18 protein-coding genes are annotated in these 17,735 nt (G+C 65.3%); 10 read left to right on the top strand and 8 right to left on the bottom strand.

The features are described from left to right. Positions 1 to 74 precede the first annotated feature (74 nt). From NMG10_RS12215 to NMG10_RS12195, 5 genes are all read left to right on the top strand, one after another. Positions 75 to 860 (top strand): MetQ/NlpA family ABC transporter substrate-binding protein, encoded by a 786-nt coding sequence (locus NMG10_RS12215; protein ID WP_050707418.1) that lies wholly within the window; start codon positions 75 to 77, stop codon positions 858 to 860. Between the two features lie 554 nt (positions 861 to 1,414). After that, entirely contained in the window at positions 1,415 to 2,080 is a 666-nt protein-coding gene (locus tag NMG10_RS12210; RefSeq protein ID WP_254464431.1) for an amino acid ABC transporter permease, read from the top strand. Then, the gene (locus NMG10_RS12205; RefSeq protein WP_203649617.1) at positions 2,061 to 2,720 is read left to right on the top strand and encodes an amino acid ABC transporter permease; all 660 of its coding nucleotides are present in this window, start codon (positions 2,061 to 2,063) and stop codon (positions 2,718 to 2,720) included. The genes NMG10_RS12210 and NMG10_RS12205 overlap by 20 nt, the downstream gene beginning before the upstream one ends. Beyond that, on the top strand, positions 2,717 to 3,490 hold the full coding sequence (locus NMG10_RS12200) for an amino acid ABC transporter ATP-binding protein (protein ID WP_254464430.1): 774 nt from the start codon (positions 2,717 to 2,719) through the stop codon (positions 3,488 to 3,490). Before NMG10_RS12205 ends, NMG10_RS12200 begins: the two co-directional genes overlap by 4 nt. Further along, positions 3,487 to 4,359 (top strand): transporter substrate-binding domain-containing protein, encoded by an 873-nt coding sequence (locus NMG10_RS12195; protein WP_203649622.1) that lies wholly within the window; start codon positions 3,487 to 3,489, stop codon positions 4,357 to 4,359. Before NMG10_RS12200 ends, NMG10_RS12195 begins: the two co-directional genes overlap by 4 nt. Positions 4,360 to 4,560: 201 nt before the next feature. Here NMG10_RS12195 and NMG10_RS12190 read toward each other — a convergent pair whose 3' ends face one another. Together NMG10_RS12190 and NMG10_RS12185 are read right to left on the bottom strand one after the other, a co-directional pair. Beyond that, positions 4,561 to 6,927: a penicillin acylase family protein gene (locus NMG10_RS12190; RefSeq protein WP_254464429.1), complete on the bottom strand. Its 2,367-nt coding sequence runs from the start codon at positions 6,925 to 6,927 to the stop codon at positions 4,561 to 4,563. Positions 6,928 to 7,043: 116 nt separating this feature from the next. Next, positions 7,044 to 7,601: a DUF6436 domain-containing protein gene (locus NMG10_RS12185; RefSeq protein WP_232855003.1), complete on the bottom strand. Its 558-nt coding sequence runs from the start codon at positions 7,599 to 7,601 to the stop codon at positions 7,044 to 7,046. Positions 7,602 to 7,793: 192 nt separating this feature from the next. On the opposite strand from NMG10_RS12185, the gene NMG10_RS12180 reads away from it, so the two are divergent. Beyond that, positions 7,794 to 8,720 (top strand): alpha/beta hydrolase, encoded by a 927-nt coding sequence (locus NMG10_RS12180; protein WP_203649631.1) that lies wholly within the window; start codon positions 7,794 to 7,796, stop codon positions 8,718 to 8,720. Here NMG10_RS12180 and NMG10_RS12175 read toward each other — a convergent pair whose 3' ends face one another. Further along, on the bottom strand, positions 8,721 to 9,473 hold the full coding sequence (locus NMG10_RS12175; RefSeq protein WP_232855004.1) for a DUF2059 domain-containing protein: 753 nt from the start codon (positions 9,471 to 9,473) through the stop codon (positions 8,721 to 8,723). A gap of 121 nt (positions 9,474 to 9,594) precedes the next feature. On the opposite strand from NMG10_RS12175, the gene NMG10_RS12170 reads away from it, so the two are divergent. Continuing rightward, positions 9,595 to 10,218, top strand: coding sequence for a 2OG-Fe(II) oxygenase (locus tag NMG10_RS12170; RefSeq protein WP_232855005.1), 624 nt, complete (start codon positions 9,595 to 9,597; stop codon positions 10,216 to 10,218). Beyond that, a complete protein-coding gene (locus NMG10_RS12165) occupies positions 10,205 to 10,708 on the top strand; it encodes a DUF523 domain-containing protein (protein ID WP_203649637.1) in 504 nt (167 codons plus the stop codon). The genes NMG10_RS12170 and NMG10_RS12165 overlap by 14 nt, the downstream gene beginning before the upstream one ends. Positions 10,709 to 10,864: 156 nt before the next feature. Here the strand turns inward: NMG10_RS12165 and NMG10_RS12160 are convergent, their stop codons facing one another. Next, the gene (locus NMG10_RS12160; RefSeq protein ID WP_232855006.1) at positions 10,865 to 11,347 is read right to left on the bottom strand and encodes a transporter substrate-binding domain-containing protein; all 483 of its coding nucleotides are present in this window, start codon (positions 11,345 to 11,347) and stop codon (positions 10,865 to 10,867) included. Between the two features lie 228 nt (positions 11,348 to 11,575). On the opposite strand from NMG10_RS12160, the gene NMG10_RS12155 reads away from it, so the two are divergent. Continuing rightward, positions 11,576 to 12,052, top strand: a complete 477-nt coding sequence (locus NMG10_RS12155; RefSeq protein ID WP_254464428.1) for a DUF4399 domain-containing protein — start codon at positions 11,576 to 11,578, stop codon at positions 12,050 to 12,052. A 58-nt stretch (positions 12,053 to 12,110) separates the two neighbouring features. Here the strand turns inward: NMG10_RS12155 and NMG10_RS12150 are convergent, their stop codons facing one another. Next, positions 12,111 to 12,980 (bottom strand): LysR family transcriptional regulator, encoded by an 870-nt coding sequence (locus tag NMG10_RS12150; protein ID WP_232855007.1) that lies wholly within the window; start codon positions 12,978 to 12,980, stop codon positions 12,111 to 12,113. Between the two features lie 32 nt (positions 12,981 to 13,012). Next, the gene (locus tag NMG10_RS12145; protein ID WP_232855008.1) at positions 13,013 to 15,244 is read right to left on the bottom strand and encodes a heavy metal translocating P-type ATPase; all 2,232 of its coding nucleotides are present in this window, start codon (positions 15,242 to 15,244) and stop codon (positions 13,013 to 13,015) included. Between the two features lie 111 nt (positions 15,245 to 15,355). Here NMG10_RS12145 and cadR point away from each other — a divergent pair, with 111 nt between their 5' ends. Further along, positions 15,356 to 15,799, top strand: coding sequence for a Cd(II)/Pb(II)-responsive transcriptional regulator (gene cadR / locus NMG10_RS12140; RefSeq protein WP_203649648.1), 444 nt, complete (start codon positions 15,356 to 15,358; stop codon positions 15,797 to 15,799). A gap of 105 nt (positions 15,800 to 15,904) precedes the next feature. Here the strand turns inward: cadR and NMG10_RS12135 are convergent, their stop codons facing one another. Together NMG10_RS12135 and lgt are read right to left on the bottom strand one after the other, a co-directional pair. Beyond that, the gene (locus tag NMG10_RS12135; protein WP_232855009.1) at positions 15,905 to 16,876 is read right to left on the bottom strand and encodes a thymidylate synthase; all 972 of its coding nucleotides are present in this window, start codon (positions 16,874 to 16,876) and stop codon (positions 15,905 to 15,907) included. 47 nt (positions 16,877 to 16,923) lie between these two features. Beyond that, positions 16,924 to 17,733: a prolipoprotein diacylglyceryl transferase gene (lgt, locus tag NMG10_RS12130; protein WP_186732418.1), complete on the bottom strand. Its 810-nt coding sequence runs from the start codon at positions 17,731 to 17,733 to the stop codon at positions 16,924 to 16,926. Positions 17,734 to 17,735 lie beyond the last annotated feature (2 nt).

The raw sequence follows: 17,735 nt of genomic DNA, 5'->3' as shown, positions 1-17,735 counted from the left end.
CGTTTACGCCCACCCGAACGGATGGGCACCCGACTCGCCATCTGCGATGGCCCAGCTTTAGAACAAGGATCACCATGAAAAAGACCCTGCTGACCACCGCCCTGGCCGCCGCCCTGTCGTTTGCTGGCCTGGCCAATGCCGCCGAGAAACTGGTGGTCGCCGCCACGCCCGTGCCGCATGCCGAAATCCTCGAACTGATCAAGCCGACCCTGGCCAAGGAAGGCGTGGACCTGCAGATCAAGGTCTTCACCGACTATGTCCAACCCAACGTGCAGGTCGACCAGAAGCGCCTGGATGCCAACTACTTCCAGACCCTGCCGTACCTGAAGAACTTCAACGAAGGCAAGGGCACCCACCTGGAAACCGTGATCGGCGTGCACGTCGAGCCGTTCGGTGGCTACTCGAAGAAGGTCAAGAGCCTGGCCGAGCTGAAGGACGGCGCCACCGTCGCCATCCCCAACGAAGGCAGCAACAGCGGCCGCGCCCTGCTTCTGCTGCAGAAGGCTGGCCTGATCACCCTGAAGGATCCGAAGAACGCCCTGGCCACGCCGAAAGACATCGCCGAGAACCCGAAGAAGCTCAAGTTCCGCGAGCTGGAATCGGCCATGCTGCCGCGTGTGCTGGATCAGGTCGACCTGGACATGATCAACACCAACTACGCTCTTGAAGCCGGCCTGAACCCGGCCAAGGACGCCCTGGTGATCGAAGGCAGCGACTCGCCTTACGTTAACTTCCTGGTCGCCCGCCCGGACAACAAGGACAGCGAGGCTATCCAGAAGTTGGCCAAGGCGCTGACCAGCCCGGAGGTGAAGGCGTTCATCGAGAAGAAATACAGCGGTGCGGTACTGCCGGCGTTCTGATACGCGGCCTGGTACGAAAAACGCCGGCGCATTTTGCGTCGGCGTTTTTGTTTGGGCTGGCTTGAAGAGAGCTCGGCAGGTCCGGCCCTATCGCGGGGCAAGCCCGCTCCCACGCAGCCCGCTCCCGCAAAAGTGGGGGGCGCTTGTGGGAGCGGGCTTGCCCCGCGATGGTGTTTTCAGCGCTGACTGGCCAGCGCCCGGCGCAGGGCCAGGAGCCACAGCAGTTGTTCATTCGAGGCAGGCAAGCAGGGGCTGTTCATCGTTGTCTTCCTTGTTGAGTGTGATGGGCCGTGCAAGTCACAGTTTGAAACCCCTTGGAGGGTGATTTATTCGGAAAGATCCGTATGTCATGAAGGAAATTTCCGAACGTCACGAAGCGGTGATATAGATATGCAATAAAGATATTTATAAAAATGTTTTTATACCTTTAGAGTCTAGGAATCGTGCTTACCGGCACAGCGCCACTATTCGTGAAACGACGCCGAGCCACCCTCGTGCCGATCCTGGACCTGCCCCATGCCGTACCTTCGTGACCTCGTGTCGAGGCCCCTTCCATGAGCTTCGACACCGCTTTCATGCTTAGCACACTGCCGGCCTTCTTCAAGGCCGTTGGTGTCACCCTGCAAGTCGGGGCGATCGCCATCGTCACCTCGCTGCTGGTGGCCCTGCTCAACGCGACGATCCTGGTGCTGCGCACGCCGTACCTGTGGCGCCTGGTCAAGGGCTACGTGGAACTGGCCCGCAACACACCGCTGCTGATCCAGCTGTTCTTCGTCTATTTCGCCTTGCCCGGCCTGGGCGTGAAAGTGTCGGGCTTTGCCGCCGCGATCATCACCATGACCTTCATGGGCGGTGCCTATCTCACCGAGGTGCTGCGCGCCGGGGTCGAGGCCGTGCCGCGGGCGCAGCTGGAGTCCGGGCGCTCCATAGGGCTCTCCGAGGGCCAGTTGCTGCGCCATGTGATCCTGCCCCAGGCCGGCATCCTCAGCCTGCCGGCGCTGTTCGCCAACTTCATCTTCCTGCTCAAGGAGACCACCGTGGTGTCGGCGGTGGCGGTGCCGGAGATCCTCTACACCACCAAGAACTACATCGCCCTGTTCTACAAGACCTACGAAATGCTCGCCGTGCTGACCCTGCTCTGCGTGCTGATCTTCCTGCCGCTGTCGCTGCTGCTGCGCTACCTGGAACGGAGGCTGCAACATGGCCAGTTCGGGCATTGAGCTGCTGCTGGTTTCGCTGCCGCAACTGGCCACGGGCGCGGGGCAGACGCTGGCAATCTCGGCGCTGAGCATTCTGCTCGCGACCCTGGGCGGTGTGCTCTACGGCGTGCTGGCGACCCTCGGCAACCGTTGGCTGAACATCCTGCTGCAGGTGTACCTGGAGCTGTTCCGTGCGATCCCGGTGCTGGTCTGGCTGTACCTGGTGTTCTTCGGCTTGCCGATCTTCTTCGGCCTGAGCATCCCCAGCTTCTGGTGCGCGGTGCTGGTGCTGGGCCTGTGGGGGGCCAGCGAGGTCGGCGAGGTGGTGCGCGGCGCCTTGCAGTCGCTGCCACGCGGGCAGCGCGAGGCGGGGTTGTCGATCGGCCTGGGCGGCTGGCAGCTGTATGGCTACGTGCTGCTGCCCCAGGCACTCAAGCGCATGACCCCGCCAACCATCAACATCTACACGCGGATCATCAAGACCAGCTCGCTGGCGGTGCTGATCGGCGTGGTCGAAGTGATCAAGGCGGGCCAGCAGATCATCGAGCGCACCTACGAGTCGGTGCTGATCTACGGCGCGCTGTTGCTGTTCTTCTTTCTTGTCTGCTATCCGCTGTCGGCCGCCTCCCGCGTGCTGGAGCGTCGCTGGGCCCACGCATGAATCCATTGATCGAATTCCAAGGCTTCAACAAGTTCTTCGGCCAGCACCAGGTGCTCGCGGACGTCGACCTCAAGGTCCAGGCCGGCGAGGTGGTGGTGATCCTCGGCCCCAGCGGCTGCGGCAAGAGCACCCTGCTGCGCTGCCTCAACGGCCTGGAGGAGGCCCAGGGCGGCAGCCTGCGCCTCGACGGCCAGGAGCTGCTCGGCCCCGGCACCGACTGGCGCCAGGTGCGCCAGCGGGTCGGCATGGTGTTCCAGAGCTACCACCTGTTCGGCCACATGAGCGTGATCGACAACCTGCTGCTGGGCCCGCTGAAGGTGCAGAAGCGCGAACGCCGCGAGGCCCAGGCCCAGGCCGAGGCGCTGTTGGCCCGGGTAGGCCTGCTGGACAAGCGCGACGCCTTTCCCCGCCAGCTTTCCGGTGGCCAGCAGCAACGCATCGCCATCGTCCGCTCGCTGTGCATGAACCCCCAGGTGATGCTGTTCGACGAGGTCACCGCCGCCCTCGACCCGGAAATGGTCAAGGAAGTGCTGCAGGTGATCCAGGGCCTGGCCCGCGAAGGCATGACCCTGCTCATCGTCACCCACGAAATGGCCTTCGCCCGCGCGGTGGCCGATCGCATCGTGTTCATGGAGGCCGGCAGGATCCTTGAACAGAACCACCCTGAGCGCTTCTTCACCCAACCGCAGACCGCACGCGCGCAGCAGTTCCTGGAGAAATTCTCGTTCGTCGAAAGCCTGCCCAAGACACTGCACAAGGAACTGTCATGAAGACTGCCCCGTTCGCCAAACTGCTCGCTCCACTGCTTGGCCTGGCCCTGCTGGTCGGCTGCAACAAGTCCGAAGACCCGGCCAAGCCCGCCGCGGCCTCGCCGGCCACCAGCTACCTGGAAACCATCAAGGCCCGCGACAAGCTGATCGTCGGCGTGTTCACCGACAAGCCACCGTTCGGCTTCGTCGATGAAAGCGGCCGCTACGTGGGCTTTGACACCGACATCGGCCGCCGCTTCGCCAAGGACCTGCTGGGCGATGAAAGCAAGGTCGAGTTCGTCGCCGTCGAGCCCGCCAGCCGCATTCCGTTCCTGCAGAGCGACAAGGTCGACTTGATCCTCGCCAACATGACCGTCACCCCCGAGCGCAAGGACGCGGTGGACTTCACCAACCCCAACCTGCGCGTGGCGGTGCAGGCCATCGTCGCCGACGGCAGCCCGGTACAGAAGCTCGACGACCTGGCCGACAAGACCATCATCGTCACCACCGGCACCACCGCCGATATCTGGCTGACCAAGAATCACCCGGACTGGAAGCTGCTCAAGTTCGAGAAGAACACCGAGTCGCTGGCCGCCCTGGCCAATGGTCGTGGCGATGCCTATGCCCAGGACAACCTGATCCTGTTCAGCTGGGCCAAGCAGAACCCGGGCTACCGCGTGCTGCCGCAGCTGCTGGGCGACGAGGCGCCGATTGCTCCGGCAGTGAAGAAGGGCAACACCGAGTTGCGTGACTGGGTGAACAGCGAGCTGGCCAAGCTGGGCGAGGAGAAATTCCTGCTCAAGCTGTACGACCAGTACGTGCGCAAGGAATTGAGCGACGACACCAAGCCTGAGAGCGTCATCGTCGAAGGCGGCAAGTGGCAGGGTTGAGCCTCGTCTGCTGATCGCGGGACAAGCCCACAACTGGCAAAGGTCAAGCGTGGGAGCGGGCTTGCCCCCACAGATGGCAAAGGTCATGCGTGGGAGCGGGCTTGCCCCCACAGGTGGCAAAGGTCGTACGTGGGAGCGGGCTTACCCCCACAGGTGGCAAAGGTCGTGCGTGGGAGCGGGCTTGCCCCACGATGGGATGAATCAATCAGCCGGCACCAGCCGCAACGTACTCTGCGCCGGAATCACCCCCATCCGAGCCTTGTGATAGCGCCCCTCGATATAGTCCTCGGCCTGATCGCCGTAATGCCGGTCGAACGGCACGCCACTCTGCCCGACCGGGTTGATGGTCAACGCGGCGCCTGCGTCGGCAAAGTCGATCACCCGACGGGTGGAAGGCCCATAGGTGACCGGCCAGGGCGCCGGGCCGATCTTCGCCGACAGGTTGTTCGGCACCTCGTGGGTGCCGGGGGCGGCGAACGGGCCGACATTGAACAGCAGGTTGAGCGGCTTCTTCACCCCCAGCGGATGGTTGTGGGTGAGGGTGTGGGCCTTGCCCCATTGCCAGCTGGCCGGATCCTTGCCGAACGTCTCGCGCAGGTGCTTGAGGCTGCGTTGCCAGGCCTGGCGCACGATGGCGCCACGGTCGGTGCGTTCGCTGGCGCCGCGCTGGTTCCACCAGGGCGATGTCGGGTCCGCGGCAAGGCGCGGCAGGGCGGCGTCGATGGCGCGGGTGCTGATCAGCACCGGGAACCAGGTGTCGCCCAGCTCGTCGTGCAGGGCGGCGAACGCCAGTTCGTAGAGGAACTGGTTGAACAGCGTGGCACTGGTGGAGTCCAGCGGATAATCACCGCGCCAGGCAGCCAACTGCTCGACCAGCTCCTTCTCCTCGTCGCCCTGGGCGATATTGCGCAAGGTGCCGAGCAGCGGCGCCAGGGTGCGCGGGCCATAGTCGGTGCTGGTGTCCAGTTGCAGGGCCTGGCTGTTCTGGGTGTCCCACTTGATGTCCGGGTCGCTCAGCTGGCGATCGAGCTGACGACCGCGATCGGCCAGGTTGTAGTAGCCGGGCACGGGGATTGCGCCGGGCGGCTGGTAGTTGGCCGAGACGATGTAGCCGCTCGCCGGATTCTCCTGCTGCGGGTTGGCGCTGAACGGGTAGAAGCCCGGCTTGGCGGCCTGGCCGCTGGCGCCATCGAGAATGAACGCCGGGTTGACGCCGTCCGGGCGGATCGGCAGGCGCGCCGCTGCCCACCAGCCAATGTCACCCCGGGCGTTGGCCCATACCAGGTTCAATCCAGGCGCCTGGACCTTGGCCGCCGCCTCGCGCATCTTGCCCAGGGTGTCGGCGCGGTTGATCTGGTAGAAGCCTTCGAGAATCGGGTTGTCGGTTTCCAGGAACGCCCACCACATGGCGATGGGCGTCGGGCCTGCGGTATCGCCGAGCACGCTGTTGACGATCGGCCCGTGGGGCGAGCGGCGCAGAGTGATGCTGGCAGGTTCCGCGCCCTTGACCGCGATCTTCTGCTCGGTCTTTTCCAGTGGCTGCCAGCGGCCATCGACCATCACCTGCTCGGGATCCTGCGGATGGGTCCGCTCCGCGATCAGGTCGACGTCGTCGTTCTGGAACATGGTCAGGCTCCAGCCGAAGTCGCGATTGTGGCCGAGCAGGGCGAACGGGTTGAGTGCCTGGAAGTAGCCATACAGGTTGAACCCCGGCGCCGACAGCTCCGCCTCGTACCAGATTGCCGGCACGGCAAAGCTGATATGCGGGTCGCCCGCCAGCAGCGGCCGGCCACTGCGGGTGCGGCTGCCGGCCACGGCCCAGGCGTTGCTGCCCTCGAACTGCGGGATGCCGGCGTCGCCCAGGGCGTCGTGACTCAGCCGCGCCAGCTGCTCGAGGCTGCGCCAGTCGGCGGCGGCCAGGGGCGTGGCCACGGCGCCGTCGGGCTGCCAGTCGAGGTCGAAGATCTTCAGGTATTCGGGGCCGAGCTGGTCGCGGATGTAGGTCAGCGCAGGGTCGGTACGGAATGCCGCGGCGAAGCTGTAGGCGAGGTAGCCGGCGATGCTCAGGGTGTCCTCGGCGGTGAAGGGGCGTGGCGGGATGCCGAGCAGGTCGAACTCCATCGGTTTGGGGTGGCCGGCCTGCCACTGGTTGATGCCGTCCAGGTACGCCTGCAGCGCCTGCCAGGCCGGCGACTGGCGGTCCTGGCGCTGCGCCATCAGGGCCGCCTGGTCGCGGATGCGCAGGCTGCGGAACAGGGTGTCGGTGGGCAGCAGCTTGTCGCCCAGCACTTCGGCCAGTTCACCGCGGGCCAGGCGGCGCATGATCTCCATCTGGAACAGGCGGTCCTGGGCATGCACGTAGCCCAGGGCGCGGTACAGGTCCTGCTCGTTCTGCGCCTGCAAGTGCGGCACGCCGCGGGCATCGAAGCGCACGCTGACCGGCGCCTGCAACCCGCCGACGGCCACCTCGCCGTCACGTTGCGGTTGTTTGCCTTGCACGTACCAGTAACCGGTGCCTGCGGCGGCCACGGCGATCACCACCGCCAGCAAGGTCAGGCTGCGCTTCATCGAGACTCCTTGTACGTTCGAGCGAAAAATGTGCGCCGATCATCGGCGGATGCGCGAACTGAGCATAGCCCCGGAAGGCACTTTCATGCCCCTCGGTAAAAAACAGCGTGGGCGCGTCATTCGGTCCAGGGGCAATAGCAGCCGACGGCCAGGGTATTGGATGCCTGCACCCGGCGGCCTTCATTTAGCGCCGTGAGGATCGGCTCGATGAAACTGTTACTGGAGTTGCACACCGCGCCTTCGCTGTAGGGGCCGAAGTAGGCGAGGTTACCGTCGCGGTCCCAGATCGCCACGGCGGGGGTGGCTGGCAGCTGCTCGCTGCCGGGCAGGCTGGCCAGGGGCTTGAGCGCGGCGAGGTTGGCCGGCAACTGGCCGTGGCTGCCCGGGCGCTGCACGACATGGAAGCTGACGCCCTGCGGCGCGAAGTGCTCGACCAGTTCGCCCAGGTGCTGCTGGTTGCCGACGTTGCAGGGGCAGGCCGGGTCCCAGAAGTGCACCACGCGGATCGGGCCCGGGCCTGCCAGCTCGGGGGGCAGGCGCAGTTGGCTGCCGTCGAAGAAGGTGGTCTGGTTGTCGAAGGTGCGCAGGTAGCGGGACTGGAAGCTGTCGTAGGCCCACCAGAGGACGGTGGCGCAGAGTAGCAGTACAAGGAGTGTGAGAAGTCGCTTCGCCATGGGGGCCTTGGCGCGATTTGCGTGGGAGCGGGCTTGCCCCGCGATGGCGCCTGTGAGTCTGGCGCTGCCATCGCGGGGCAAGCCCGCTCCCACGAGGTCGCATTGTTCGTCGGAGGGAGGAGCCAAGCTTGCCATGACGCAGCCCAGAGCTGAATATCGCAGATCAATACTTGCTGCACACTGGATGTACCGATGCCCGCCAGCTTCAATCCCGACCCGCTGCGTACCAGCCTGTCGCCCCTCGTCGATCGCCAGCCATTGTCCGCCCAGGGCCAGGCCTACCAGCGCTTCTACGGCCTGGATCTGCCCGCGCGCAGTTGGCTGGGTGGCTTCCAGGTGGCGGGCTTCGATCTGGTCGGCCAGCTCTGGCTGCCGGAGCAACCGGTGGCGACATTGTTCCTGCTGCACGGCTATTACGATCACATGGGCCTGTACCGGCATGTGATCGCGTGGGCATTGGGCCAGGGCTACGCGGTGATCGGTTGCGACCTGCCCGGCCATGGCCTGTCCAGCGGCGAGCGTGCCAGCATCGATGATTTCGGCATCTACCAGCAGGTGCTCGATGCGCTGTTTGAGCAGGCCCGTCTGCTGGAACTGCCGCGACCCTGGCATCTGTGTGGACAGAGCACCGGCGGGGCGATCGCGGTTGATCACCTGTTGCATCAGGGCGAGCGCAGCCCGGTCGACGGCCAGGTGATCTTGCTGGCGCCCCTGGTGCGCCCGCGTGCCTGGCACTGGTCGAAACTGAGCTATCGGGTGCTGCGCCACTTCGTCAACGGCATCGAGCGGCGTTTCAGTGAAAACACCAATGACCCGGCCTTCCTGCCCTTTCTCGAGGCCGATCCGCTGCAGCCACGGCGCCTGCCGACCGCCTGGGTCGGGGCGCTGATGAAGTGGGTCCGGCGTATCGAAGCTGCGCCGCGCAGCACACGCCAGCCCCTGATCGTGCAGGGCGAGGCGGACGGCACGGTGGACTGGCCCTACAACCTCAAGGTGCTCAAGGCCAAGTTCGCCGAGCCGCAGATCCTCATGCTGCCCGAGGCGCGGCATCACCTGGCCAACGAGCTGCCCGGCATTCGCCAGCGCTACTTCGACTTCATCGGCCAGCGCCTGGGTTGATCACTTCAGCTCGGCGGCGTTCTGGCCCACGGCCAGAGCCGCGCGTACCGCGGCCACTGCCGCCTTGTAGTAGGCCTGGCCGTCGGGGGACTCAGCGAAGGTGGCAAATTGCTCCAGCTCGGCGTCCGACAGGTCGCGATAGACGTACAGCAGGGTGTTGTTCAGGTCTTCGCCGACCTGGTTCATCAGGCGTTGGCGCTGGCCATCGAGCAGATTCTGCGCCTGGCCGCCGCCGAACAGGCCGGGCAGCATCGAACTCAGGCTGTCGGCCGCCACCCCGGCGATTGCCAGGCTGACCTCGGCGCCGGCTTCGCGGGCCGGCAGGGCCTGGGCCAGGTGGCCGACGATCAGCAGGCGGTTGTCGCTGGCCTGGACCTTCGGCAGGCCCTTGGCGTTCTTCGCCAGCTGGTCCTTGCGCGTGGCCAGCAGCTCGGCGGCCACCACCTTGCGCCCCAGTGGCGACTGGAAGAACGCCAGGGCCGGCGAGGGGTTCGCCAGGTTGGCCCGCAGCTGCGCCTGGGCCCGGCGGTCCATGGCCTGGGCCTGGAAGCGCTGGTTGCTGTTGTTGACCAGCGCCTGGTAGACGGCAGGCGGCAGGCTGTTGCGGTAGCGCTGCTGGGCGGCGCTCACGGCATCGTTGAAATGGGCGCGCTGGTCGGGCCAGCCGGCGGCCTTGTACAGCTGATCGAGGCTGTCTGCCCAGACAGGCATGGTGCAGATCATCAGCAGAAGCAGGGAAAACAGACGGCGCATTCAGGACTCCTGTCGGCAGGCCGCTATTGTCCTAGGCGTGGCGGGGCTTTGTCGAGTCGCCAGCGGCGCTTCCTGACCAAGTGGCGCTGTGCGAGCGATTAGCGAATGGCTATGATGCGCCATGCACACTCCTTTCGAACATCCTCTGCTGTCGACGATCGTCGACGACCTGGCCACCCGTGGCTGGTCGCAGCAACCTCTCTTCCTGCCCGACGAGCTGTCGCGCGCGCTGGCGGCCGAATGCCGTCGCCGTCACGCCGAAGGCGAGCTCAACCCTGCCAGCATTGGTCGCGGTGCCGCGCAGGAGATCCGCGAGGCGATCCGTGGCGACCAGATCCAGTGGCTCGACCCCGGCGAGTCGGCGGTCTGCGACCGCTACCTGGGCGCGATGGACAGCCTGCGCCAGGCCATCAATCAGGGCTTGTTCCTGGGGCTGGAGGACTTCGAATGTCATTTTGCCCTGTATCCGCCGGGGGCTTTCTACAAGCGTCATCTCGACCGTTTCCGTGACGACGACCGGCGCATGGTGTCGGCCGTGTTCTACCTCAATGAAGGCTGGCAGCCGGAGGATGGCGGGCAGCTGCGGATGTTCCTGCAGGACGGTGTCGAACACGACGTGCAGCCGGTGGCGGGCAGCCTGGTGGTGTTCCTGTCGGGTGAAGTGCCGCACGAAGTGCTCCCGGCCGGGCGTGAGCGCCTGTCGTTGACCGGCTGGTTCCGGCGCCGTGGCAATGACCCGTTCTGAGCGGCCGAAGGTGCTGGTCAGCGCCTGCCTGCTGGGCCAGCCGGTGCGTTATGACGGGCGTGCCAGCGGCCATCCCGACATCTTGCAGCGCTGGCAGGCCGAAGGCCGGGTGGTGCCGCTGTGCCCGGAGGTGGCCGGTGGCTTGCCGACGCCGCGACCGCCTGCGGAGATTCCGGGCGGGCAGGGCGGCCAGGTACTGGATGGGCAGGCACAGGTGCTGACGGTGACCGGCGACGATGTCAGCGAGGCGTTTCTGGCCGGGGCCCGACTGGCGCTGGAGCTGGTGCGCCGGCATGGCATCCGTGTGGCGGTGCTCAAGTCCGGCAGCCCGTCGTGTGGCAACCTGCAGACCTATGACGGCAGCTTCAGCGGTGTAAAGGTGGCGGGGGAAGGGGTGACCACGGCCTTGCTGCGTAGAGAAGGGGTGCAGGTGTTCAGCGAGCTGGAGCTGGAAGACGCGCAGCGAGCGTTGCTTGGTCCCCACCTGTAGGAGCGGCCTCGTGCCGCGAAAGGGCCGCAAAGCGGCCCCGGCTATCTCTGCGTCAACACTGCAATCCTGGGGCTGCTACGCAGCCCTTTCCGGCCGGTCCGACGCCTCGGCAAGGCCGCTCCTACAGGTCGGTGCAGACCTGCATTGTTAGCATTACTATTGTTCGGCGCTAGTCTCGCGCGCAGCCGTAAGCCATTTGCTTTCCAGCTCAGCCAACCGCCCATCGTCTTTGATCCGCTGCAGGGCATTGGTCACCGCCGTCTCGAAGGCTGGATTACCCTTCTGGTACGGGATCACCAGTTTCTGGTTGGCCGGGGTACGAATGGCGTCGAGCTTATCGCTCAGTTTGGCGTCTTGCTGGTTGAAGGTCATGTCGAACTTGCCGCTCTCCACCCCAGGAAGCACCTCTTCGGCGGCGATCTCGACGAACTCGGCCCGCACATCCAGCTCCTTGGCCAGGGCCTGGCCCAACTCGATCTCGAAGCCGGTCAGGTGTTCGTTCTCCTTGAACGCATAGGGTGGCGCGTCGCCAAGCACGGCGATGCGCAGTTCGCCACGGTCATTGATTTCGTCGATCAGTTCGGCCTGGGCCAGTGGGCTGAACAGTACCGCCAGCAGAATGCCAATGGTCAAACGCATGAGTGCCCCTTTCTTGTTCGGCAGATGAAGTGCATTCGCCGTGGCTTTCTCGTCTGCCCCGGTCGAACGCAGCCTATGACCTCCAGGTCGCGGCAAGGTTTTCTTCTGCCCTGAAATATTTCTGTCCCTGTTTTTGAACCTCTGCCGGCCGAGCTGGACTATGGTGAAGTACCGCCGTACTTCGTTTAAGTGATAGCGGTCAATTGAAGTGAATCACAGGAGAAGTGAATGAAAAGCCTATTTTCGCGTGGTGCCGTCGCCGGTCTGCTGATGGGGGCGTCGGTGTTCGCCAGTGCCGCGGATGCCCTGAAGAGCGAGCAGCCACCGGAAGGCGCCAAGGTCTTCATCGTTTCGCCCGCCGACGGGGCCACGGTCGACAAGACCTTCACCGTCAAGTTCGGCATCGAAGGCATGGACCTCAAGCCTGCGGGTGACCAGACCCCGCACTCTGGCCATCACCACCTGCTGGTGGACGTGGACAAGGCCCCCCTGGCCGACCAGCCGCTGCCCACCAGCCTGATGCCGGAGAACAACGCGCCGTTGCCGGCAGGTCCGCAAGTGCTGCACTTCGGCAAGGCGCAGACCGAGGCGAGCATCACTCTCACGCCGGGCAAGCACACCCTGCAACTGGTGCTGGGTGACAAGTACCACGTGCCGTTCAAGCCGAGCGTCGAGTCGCAGAAGATCACCGTCAACGTGAAATAACCCACTGCGCCATCGCCGGCAGGCCAGCTTGCCGGCGATAAGGTCATTGCAGGCCGTTTCAGAACTGCGAGCCAACCACTTCCTGCGCCACGCCCAGAAAAGCCGCCGGCAACCGCGCCTGGCGCCGCTCCTTCAGGCAATACAGGTACTCGTGCATCACCGGCGCATCCTCCAGCACCAGCACCCGTAGCTCCGGGTTATGCGGCACCTCGTGGCGGGCAATGATGCTGATGCCGATGTTGCGTAGCACCGCCTCGCGTATTGATTCGCGGCTGCCGATCTCTAGTTGCGCTCCAGCCTTCACGTTGGCCTCCTGCATCATCTGCTCGGTCAGCTTGCGCGTGGTCGAGCCCTGCTCGCGCATCAGCAGGCAATGCCCGGCCACCACGTCGATGGACACCGCCTGACGCTGGGCCAGCGGATGATTGCGGTGCACCGCCACCACCAGCGGGTCGGTGCCCAGCACCCGGCGCACCAGGCGCGCATCCTCGAGCAGTTGTGAGGACGCGGCGATATCCACCCGGTAATCCTCGAGCATCTCCAGCACCTGCTGCGAGTTGCCGATTTCCACTGCCACTTCCACCTGGGGCAGGCGCTCGCGGAAGATCTTCACCAGGTCGAGGATGTAGTAGGGCGCCGTGGCGGCGATGCGCAGGCTGCCCTGGGCCTGACCGCTGTTGCGCAGCTCGAACTCGATGTCGGCCTCCTGCTGCAGCAGTGCCTTGACCATCGGCAGCAGGCGCACGCCTTCCTCGCTCAGCACCAGGCGCCGGCCACCGCGGTAGAACAGCTCGACGTTGTATTGGCCTTCGAGATTGCGAATCTGCGTGGTCACCGTCGGCTGGCTGAGCCCGAGCTTCTTCGCCGCCAGGGTGATGCTGCCCAGACGGGCCACCATGTAGAAGGCTTTGAGCTCGGCGCTCAGCATTGTGGATAACCTCTGTTCTGCGCTGCGTGCGCCTATTTGCGCAGCAGGCGCAAGCCGTTGAACACCACCAGCAGGCTCACGCCCATGTCGGCGAACACCGCCATCCACATGGTGGCCATGCCGGCAAAGGTGATTGCCAGGAAGATCGCCTTGATCCCCAGGGCCAGCACGATGTTCTGGGTGAGGATCGCCGCGCTTTGGCGCGACAGCCTGACGAACGCCGGGATTTTGCGCAAGTCATCGTCCATCAGCGCCACGTCGGCGGTCTCGATGGCGGTGTCGGTGCCGGCGGCGGCCATGGCGAAGCCGATTTCGGCACGGGCCAGGGCCGGTGCGTCGTTGATGCCGTCTCCGACCATGCCGACCCGGTGGCCCTCGCCGTACAGGCGCTCGATGCTGGCCAGCTTGTCCGCCGGCAGCAGGTTGCCCTCGGCGCGATCGATCCCCACCTGGGCGGCGATGGCCTGGGCGGTGTGGGGATTGTCGCCGGTCAGCATGACAGTCTTGATGCCCAGCGCGTGCAGTTCGGCGATGGCCTGGCGGCTGCTGTCCTTGACCGTATCAGCCACGGCGAACAGCGCCAGCGGGCCGGAGCGGTCGAGCAACAGCACCACGGTCTTGCCCTGGCGCTCCAGCACATCGAGCTGCGCTTCAAGCTCCGGGGAGCACAGGCCGAGCTCTTCCACCAGGCGATGGTTGCCCAGGTGGTAGGTCTGGCCCTCGATATCACCGCGCACACCGCGACCGGCCAGGGCGGCGAAATCGCTGACCTCGCTCAAGGTCAGGCTCTGGTCCTTGGCAAACAGGGCGATGGCACCGGACACCGGGTGATCGGAGCGGGCAGCCAGGCTGGCGGCCAAGGCCTGGGCCCGGCCTTCGAACAGCGGGTCGAGTACCTTGCTGTCGGTCTGCACCGGCTTGCCGTGGGTGATGGTGCCGGTCTTGTCCAGGGCGAGGAAGTCCAGCTTGCGCCCGCCTTCGAGGTACACGCCGCCCTTGATCAGGATGCCCTTGCGCGCCGCTGCCGCCAGGCCGCTGACGATGGTCACCGGGGTCGAGATCACCAGCGCGCACGGGCAGGCCACCACCAGCAGCACCAGGGCGCGGTAGATCCAGTCGAACCAGGCGCCGGCCATGAACAGCGGTGGGATCACCGCCACGGCCAGGGCCACGGCGAACACTACCGGGGTGTAGATGCGCGAGAACTGGTCTACGAAGCGCTGGGTCGGCGCACGGGCGCCCTGGGCCTCCTCGACGGCCTTGATGATCCGCGCCAGGGTCGACTGGCCGGCGGCGGCGGTGACGCGGTACTCCAGGGCGCCGGCCTGGTTGATGGTGCCGGCGAACAGCTTGTCGCCCACGGCCTTCTCGACCGGCAGGCTCTCGCCAGTAATCGGCGCCTGGTCGACGCTGGACTGGCCACTGACCACCTCGCCATCCAGGCCGATACGCTCGCCCGGACGCACCCGCACCAGGGTGCCGATCGGCACCTCGCGCACGTCGAGCTCGCGCCACTGGCCGTCAGCCTGCTGCACGGTGGCCAGGTCCGGCGCCAGTTGCATCAAGCCGCCAATGGCATTGCGCGCGCGATCCAGCGAGCGTGCCTCGATCAGCTCGGCGATGGTGAACAGCACCATGACCATGGCCGCTTCCGGCCACTGGCCGATCAGCACGGCGCCGGTCACGGCGATGCTCATCAGGGCATTGATGTTGAGGTTGTGGTTCTTCAGGGCGATCCAGCCCTTCTTGTAGGTGCCCAGGCCGCAGCCGAGGATCGCCGCCAATGCCAGGGCGGCAACCACCCACTCCGGCGCCTTGCCGGAGAAGTGCACGATTTCTGCGGCGATCGCCGCGATACCCGACAAGGCCAGCGGCCACCAGCGGGTCTTGGCTGCCTGCGGCGCAACGGCGCTGCCGTCGTCCTCGGCGGCCAGCGGCTCGGCCTTCATGCCCAGGCTGTCGATGGCCCGCTCGATCTCGGCGGTGCCGGCCAGCGTGTGGCGCACGCCGAGCACGCGGTTGATCAGGTTGAACTCCAGTTGCTCGATGCCGGCCAGCTTGCCCAGCTTGTCCTGGATCAGCGTCTGTTCGGTAGGGCAGTCCATGGCCTCGATGCGAAAGCGGCTGAGCTGCGCCTGGGCGCTGGCCTTTTCGGTCAGCTGCACCAGGGCCGGGGCAGCCTTGCTGGAGCAGCAGCTGTGGGCGTGGGGCTCGTGGCCATGCGCGTGGTCATGCTTGTGGTCGGGGCTGACAGGCTGGTTCATGGAATCATCCTTAACTGAGCACTGGCCTCTGCAGTTATCCGCAGAGTGGGTTGTTGCCAAGTGAACACCCTGTAGCCACTATAGGGTCAAGCCCTCTGCTGGAGATTTGCCATGAAGATCGGAGAACTGGCCAAGGCCACCGACTGCGCCGTGGAGACCATCCGCTATTACGAACGCGAGCAACTACTGCCCGAGCCCGCCCGCAGCGACGGCAACTATCGGCTCTACACCCAGGCCCATGTCGAACGGCTGACCTTCATCCGCAACTGCCGCACCCTGGACATGACTCTCGATGAAATCCGCAGCCTGTTGGGCCTGCGCGACAGCCCCGACGGCTCATGCGGCAGCGTCAATGCGCTGATCGACGCGCATATCGAGCATGTGCAGGCGAGGATCGACGGGCTGGTGGCGCTGCAGGCGCAGCTGGTGGAATTGAGGCAGCAGTGCAATGCGCAGGGGGCGGAGTGCGCGATTCTGCAGCAGCTGGAAACCAATGGGGCGGTGACGGTGCCGGAGACCGAGCATTCCCATGTGGGGCGCAGTCACGGGCATTGATGCCAAAAGCATCGCGGGGCAAGCCCGCTCCCACGCCGGCTGTGTATAACCTGCGTGGGAGCGGGCTTGCCCCGCGATTGCGTCAGCTCAGGCGATGAAGATCTGTCAGACCGCCATCGGCGCCGTCATCGGCGCATGGTGCTCGTAGCCTTCCAGCCAGAAGTCGCTCGGTTCGATCTTCTCCAGCCACTCCGGCTCGTACCTGCCGGTTTCGGCAAATGCCGGCACGCGGTCGCTGATCACCAGCTTCGGCGCGGCCAGCGGTTCGCGTTTCATCTGCTCGCCCAGCATGTCCAGGTGGTTCTCGTACACATGGGCGTCGCCGATGAAGTAGGTGAACCAGCGCGGGGTGTAGCCGGTCAGGCGGCCGAACAGCGACAGCAGCGCCGCGCCTTCGGTGAGGTTGAACGGCGTGCCCAGGCCCAGGTCGTTGGAGCGGATGTAGAGGGTCAGGGAAATTTCCTTGGTCTCGACATTCGGGTGGAACTGGTACAGCAGGTGGCACGGCGGCAGGGCCATTTCATCCAGTTGGGCGCAGTTCCAGCCGTGGAACAGGATGCGGCGGCTGCCCGGGTCGTTGGCGATGGTGTCCAGGCACTGGCGCACCTGGTCGATGGCCTTGTACAGGATGACGAACGCCTGGCCGTCCTCTTCGTCCTGGGCGATGCGGCGAAAACCTGCCTGCTCGGCCATCTCGATGGCTGCCGGGTTGCTCAGCGGGATGCGCTTGTAGCCCGGCCACTGGCGCCACTGCACGCCGTAGATCTCGCCGAGGTCGTCATGGCCCTGGCGGAACGGGTTGGCCAGCCACTGGGCGTTCTCGTTGGCGTTCTGGTCCCAGACCTTGCAGCCCAGCTCGCGGAACTCGCCGGCGTTCTTCACGCCGCGCAAAAAGCCCACCATCTCACCGATCGCCGACTTGAACGCCAGCTTGCGCGTGGTGATGGCCGGGAAGCCTTTCTGCAGGTCGAACTTGAGCATGGCGCCCGGCAGGCTGATGGTGCGGATGCCGGTGCGGTTTTCCTGCAGCGTGCCGTTGTCGATGACGTCACGGACCAGATCTAGATACTGTTTCATGGCTTACCTGTAGCAAAAACGGCAGGGAATCACCCCTGCCGTGGAAATCAGACGGTGGCCTTGGCCGACGGTTTACGGTTGTAGGCCCACCAGATCAGGAAGATGCCGCCGACGACCATCGGCACGCAGAGCAACTGACCCATGGTCAACCAGCCGAAGGCGATGTAGCCCAGCTGGGCGTCGGGTACCCGCACGAACTCCACGATGAAGCGGAAGATGCCGTAGAACAGCGCGAACATGCCGGAAACGGCCATGGTCGGGCGCGGCTTGCGCGAGTACAGCCAAAGGATGACAAATAATGCCACACCTTCGAGGGCGAACTGATACAGCTGCGACGGGTGACGCGGCAGCTGGGCCGGGTCGCTGAACGGCGGGAACACCATTGCCCACGGCACGTCGGTGGCCTTGCCCCACAGTTCGGCGTTGATGAAGTTGCCGATACGCCCGGCGCCCAGGCCGATCGGCACCAGCGGCGCGACGAAGTCCATCAGCTCGAAGAACGACTTGTTGTTGCGCTTGCCGAACCACAGCGCGGCCAGCATCACACCGATGAAACCGCCGTGGAACGACATGCCGCCTTTCCACACTTCGAAGATCAAGGTCGGGTTGGCCAGGTACTGATGCAGATCGTAGAACAGCACGTAGCCCAGGCGCCCGCCGACGATCACCCCCATCGACAGCCAGAACACCAGGTCGGAGAGTTTCTCGCGGCTCCAGGTCGGGTCGAAGCGGTTCAACCGGCGCGAGGCCAGCAGCCAGGCGCCGCCGATGCCGATCAGGTACATCAGGCCGTACCAGTGGATTTTCAGTGGACCGAGGGCCACGGCCACCGGGTCGATCTGCGGGTAAGGCAGCATTG

Origin of the sequence: Pseudomonas sp. DVZ6, assembly GCF_024259445.1 — a bacterium.
In the GTDB taxonomy this organism is placed as follows: Bacteria; Pseudomonadota; Gammaproteobacteria; order Pseudomonadales; family Pseudomonadaceae; genus Aquipseudomonas; species Aquipseudomonas peradeniyensis.
Note: the sequence above shows the minus strand (reverse complement) of the source record. Positions and strands in the feature narration are given on the sequence as shown.

Bases quoted from the DNA above. Each gene is read 5' to 3' on its own strand.
- NMG10_RS12190 (WP_254464429.1), bottom strand. From the start codon at position 6,927: ATGAAGCGCAGCCTGACCTTGCTGGCGGTGGTGATCGCCGTGGCCGCC.
- NMG10_RS12160 (WP_232855006.1), bottom strand. From the start codon at position 11,347: ATGCGTTTGACCATTGGCATTCTGCTGGCGGTACTGTTCAGCCCACTG.
- NMG10_RS12150 (WP_232855007.1), bottom strand. From the start codon at position 12,980: ATGCTGAGCGCCGAGCTCAAAGCCTTCTACATGGTGGCCCGTCTGGGC.
- NMG10_RS12200 (WP_254464430.1), top strand. From the start codon at position 2,717: ATGAATCCATTGATCGAATTCCAAGGCTTCAACAAGTTCTTCGGCCAG.
- NMG10_RS12180 (WP_203649631.1), top strand. From the start codon at position 7,794: ATGCCCGCCAGCTTCAATCCCGACCCGCTGCGTACCAGCCTGTCGCCC.
- NMG10_RS12210 (WP_254464431.1), top strand. From the start codon at position 1,415: ATGAGCTTCGACACCGCTTTCATGCTTAGCACACTGCCGGCCTTCTTC.
- NMG10_RS12205 (WP_203649617.1), top strand. From the start codon at position 2,061: ATGGCCAGTTCGGGCATTGAGCTGCTGCTGGTTTCGCTGCCGCAACTG.
- NMG10_RS12135 (WP_232855009.1), bottom strand. From the start codon at position 16,876: ATGAAACAGTATCTAGATCTGGTCCGTGACGTCATCGACAACGGCACG.
- NMG10_RS12195 (WP_203649622.1), top strand. From the start codon at position 3,487: ATGAAGACTGCCCCGTTCGCCAAACTGCTCGCTCCACTGCTTGGCCTG.
- cadR (WP_203649648.1), top strand. From the start codon at position 15,356: ATGAAGATCGGAGAACTGGCCAAGGCCACCGACTGCGCCGTGGAGACC.
- NMG10_RS12185 (WP_232855003.1), bottom strand. From the start codon at position 7,601: ATGGCGAAGCGACTTCTCACACTCCTTGTACTGCTACTCTGCGCCACC.
- NMG10_RS12215 (WP_050707418.1), top strand. From the start codon at position 75: ATGAAAAAGACCCTGCTGACCACCGCCCTGGCCGCCGCCCTGTCGTTT.
- NMG10_RS12165 (WP_203649637.1), top strand. From the start codon at position 10,205: ATGACCCGTTCTGAGCGGCCGAAGGTGCTGGTCAGCGCCTGCCTGCTG.
- NMG10_RS12170 (WP_232855005.1), top strand. From the start codon at position 9,595: ATGCACACTCCTTTCGAACATCCTCTGCTGTCGACGATCGTCGACGAC.
- NMG10_RS12155 (WP_254464428.1), top strand. From the start codon at position 11,576: ATGAAAAGCCTATTTTCGCGTGGTGCCGTCGCCGGTCTGCTGATGGGG.
- NMG10_RS12145 (WP_232855008.1), bottom strand. From the start codon at position 15,244: ATGAACCAGCCTGTCAGCCCCGACCACAAGCATGACCACGCGCATGGC.
- NMG10_RS12175 (WP_232855004.1), bottom strand. From the start codon at position 9,473: ATGCGCCGTCTGTTTTCCCTGCTTCTGCTGATGATCTGCACCATGCCT.
- lgt (WP_186732418.1), bottom strand. From the start codon at position 17,733: ATGCTGCCTTACCCGCAGATCGACCCGGTGGCCGTGGCCCTCGGTCCA.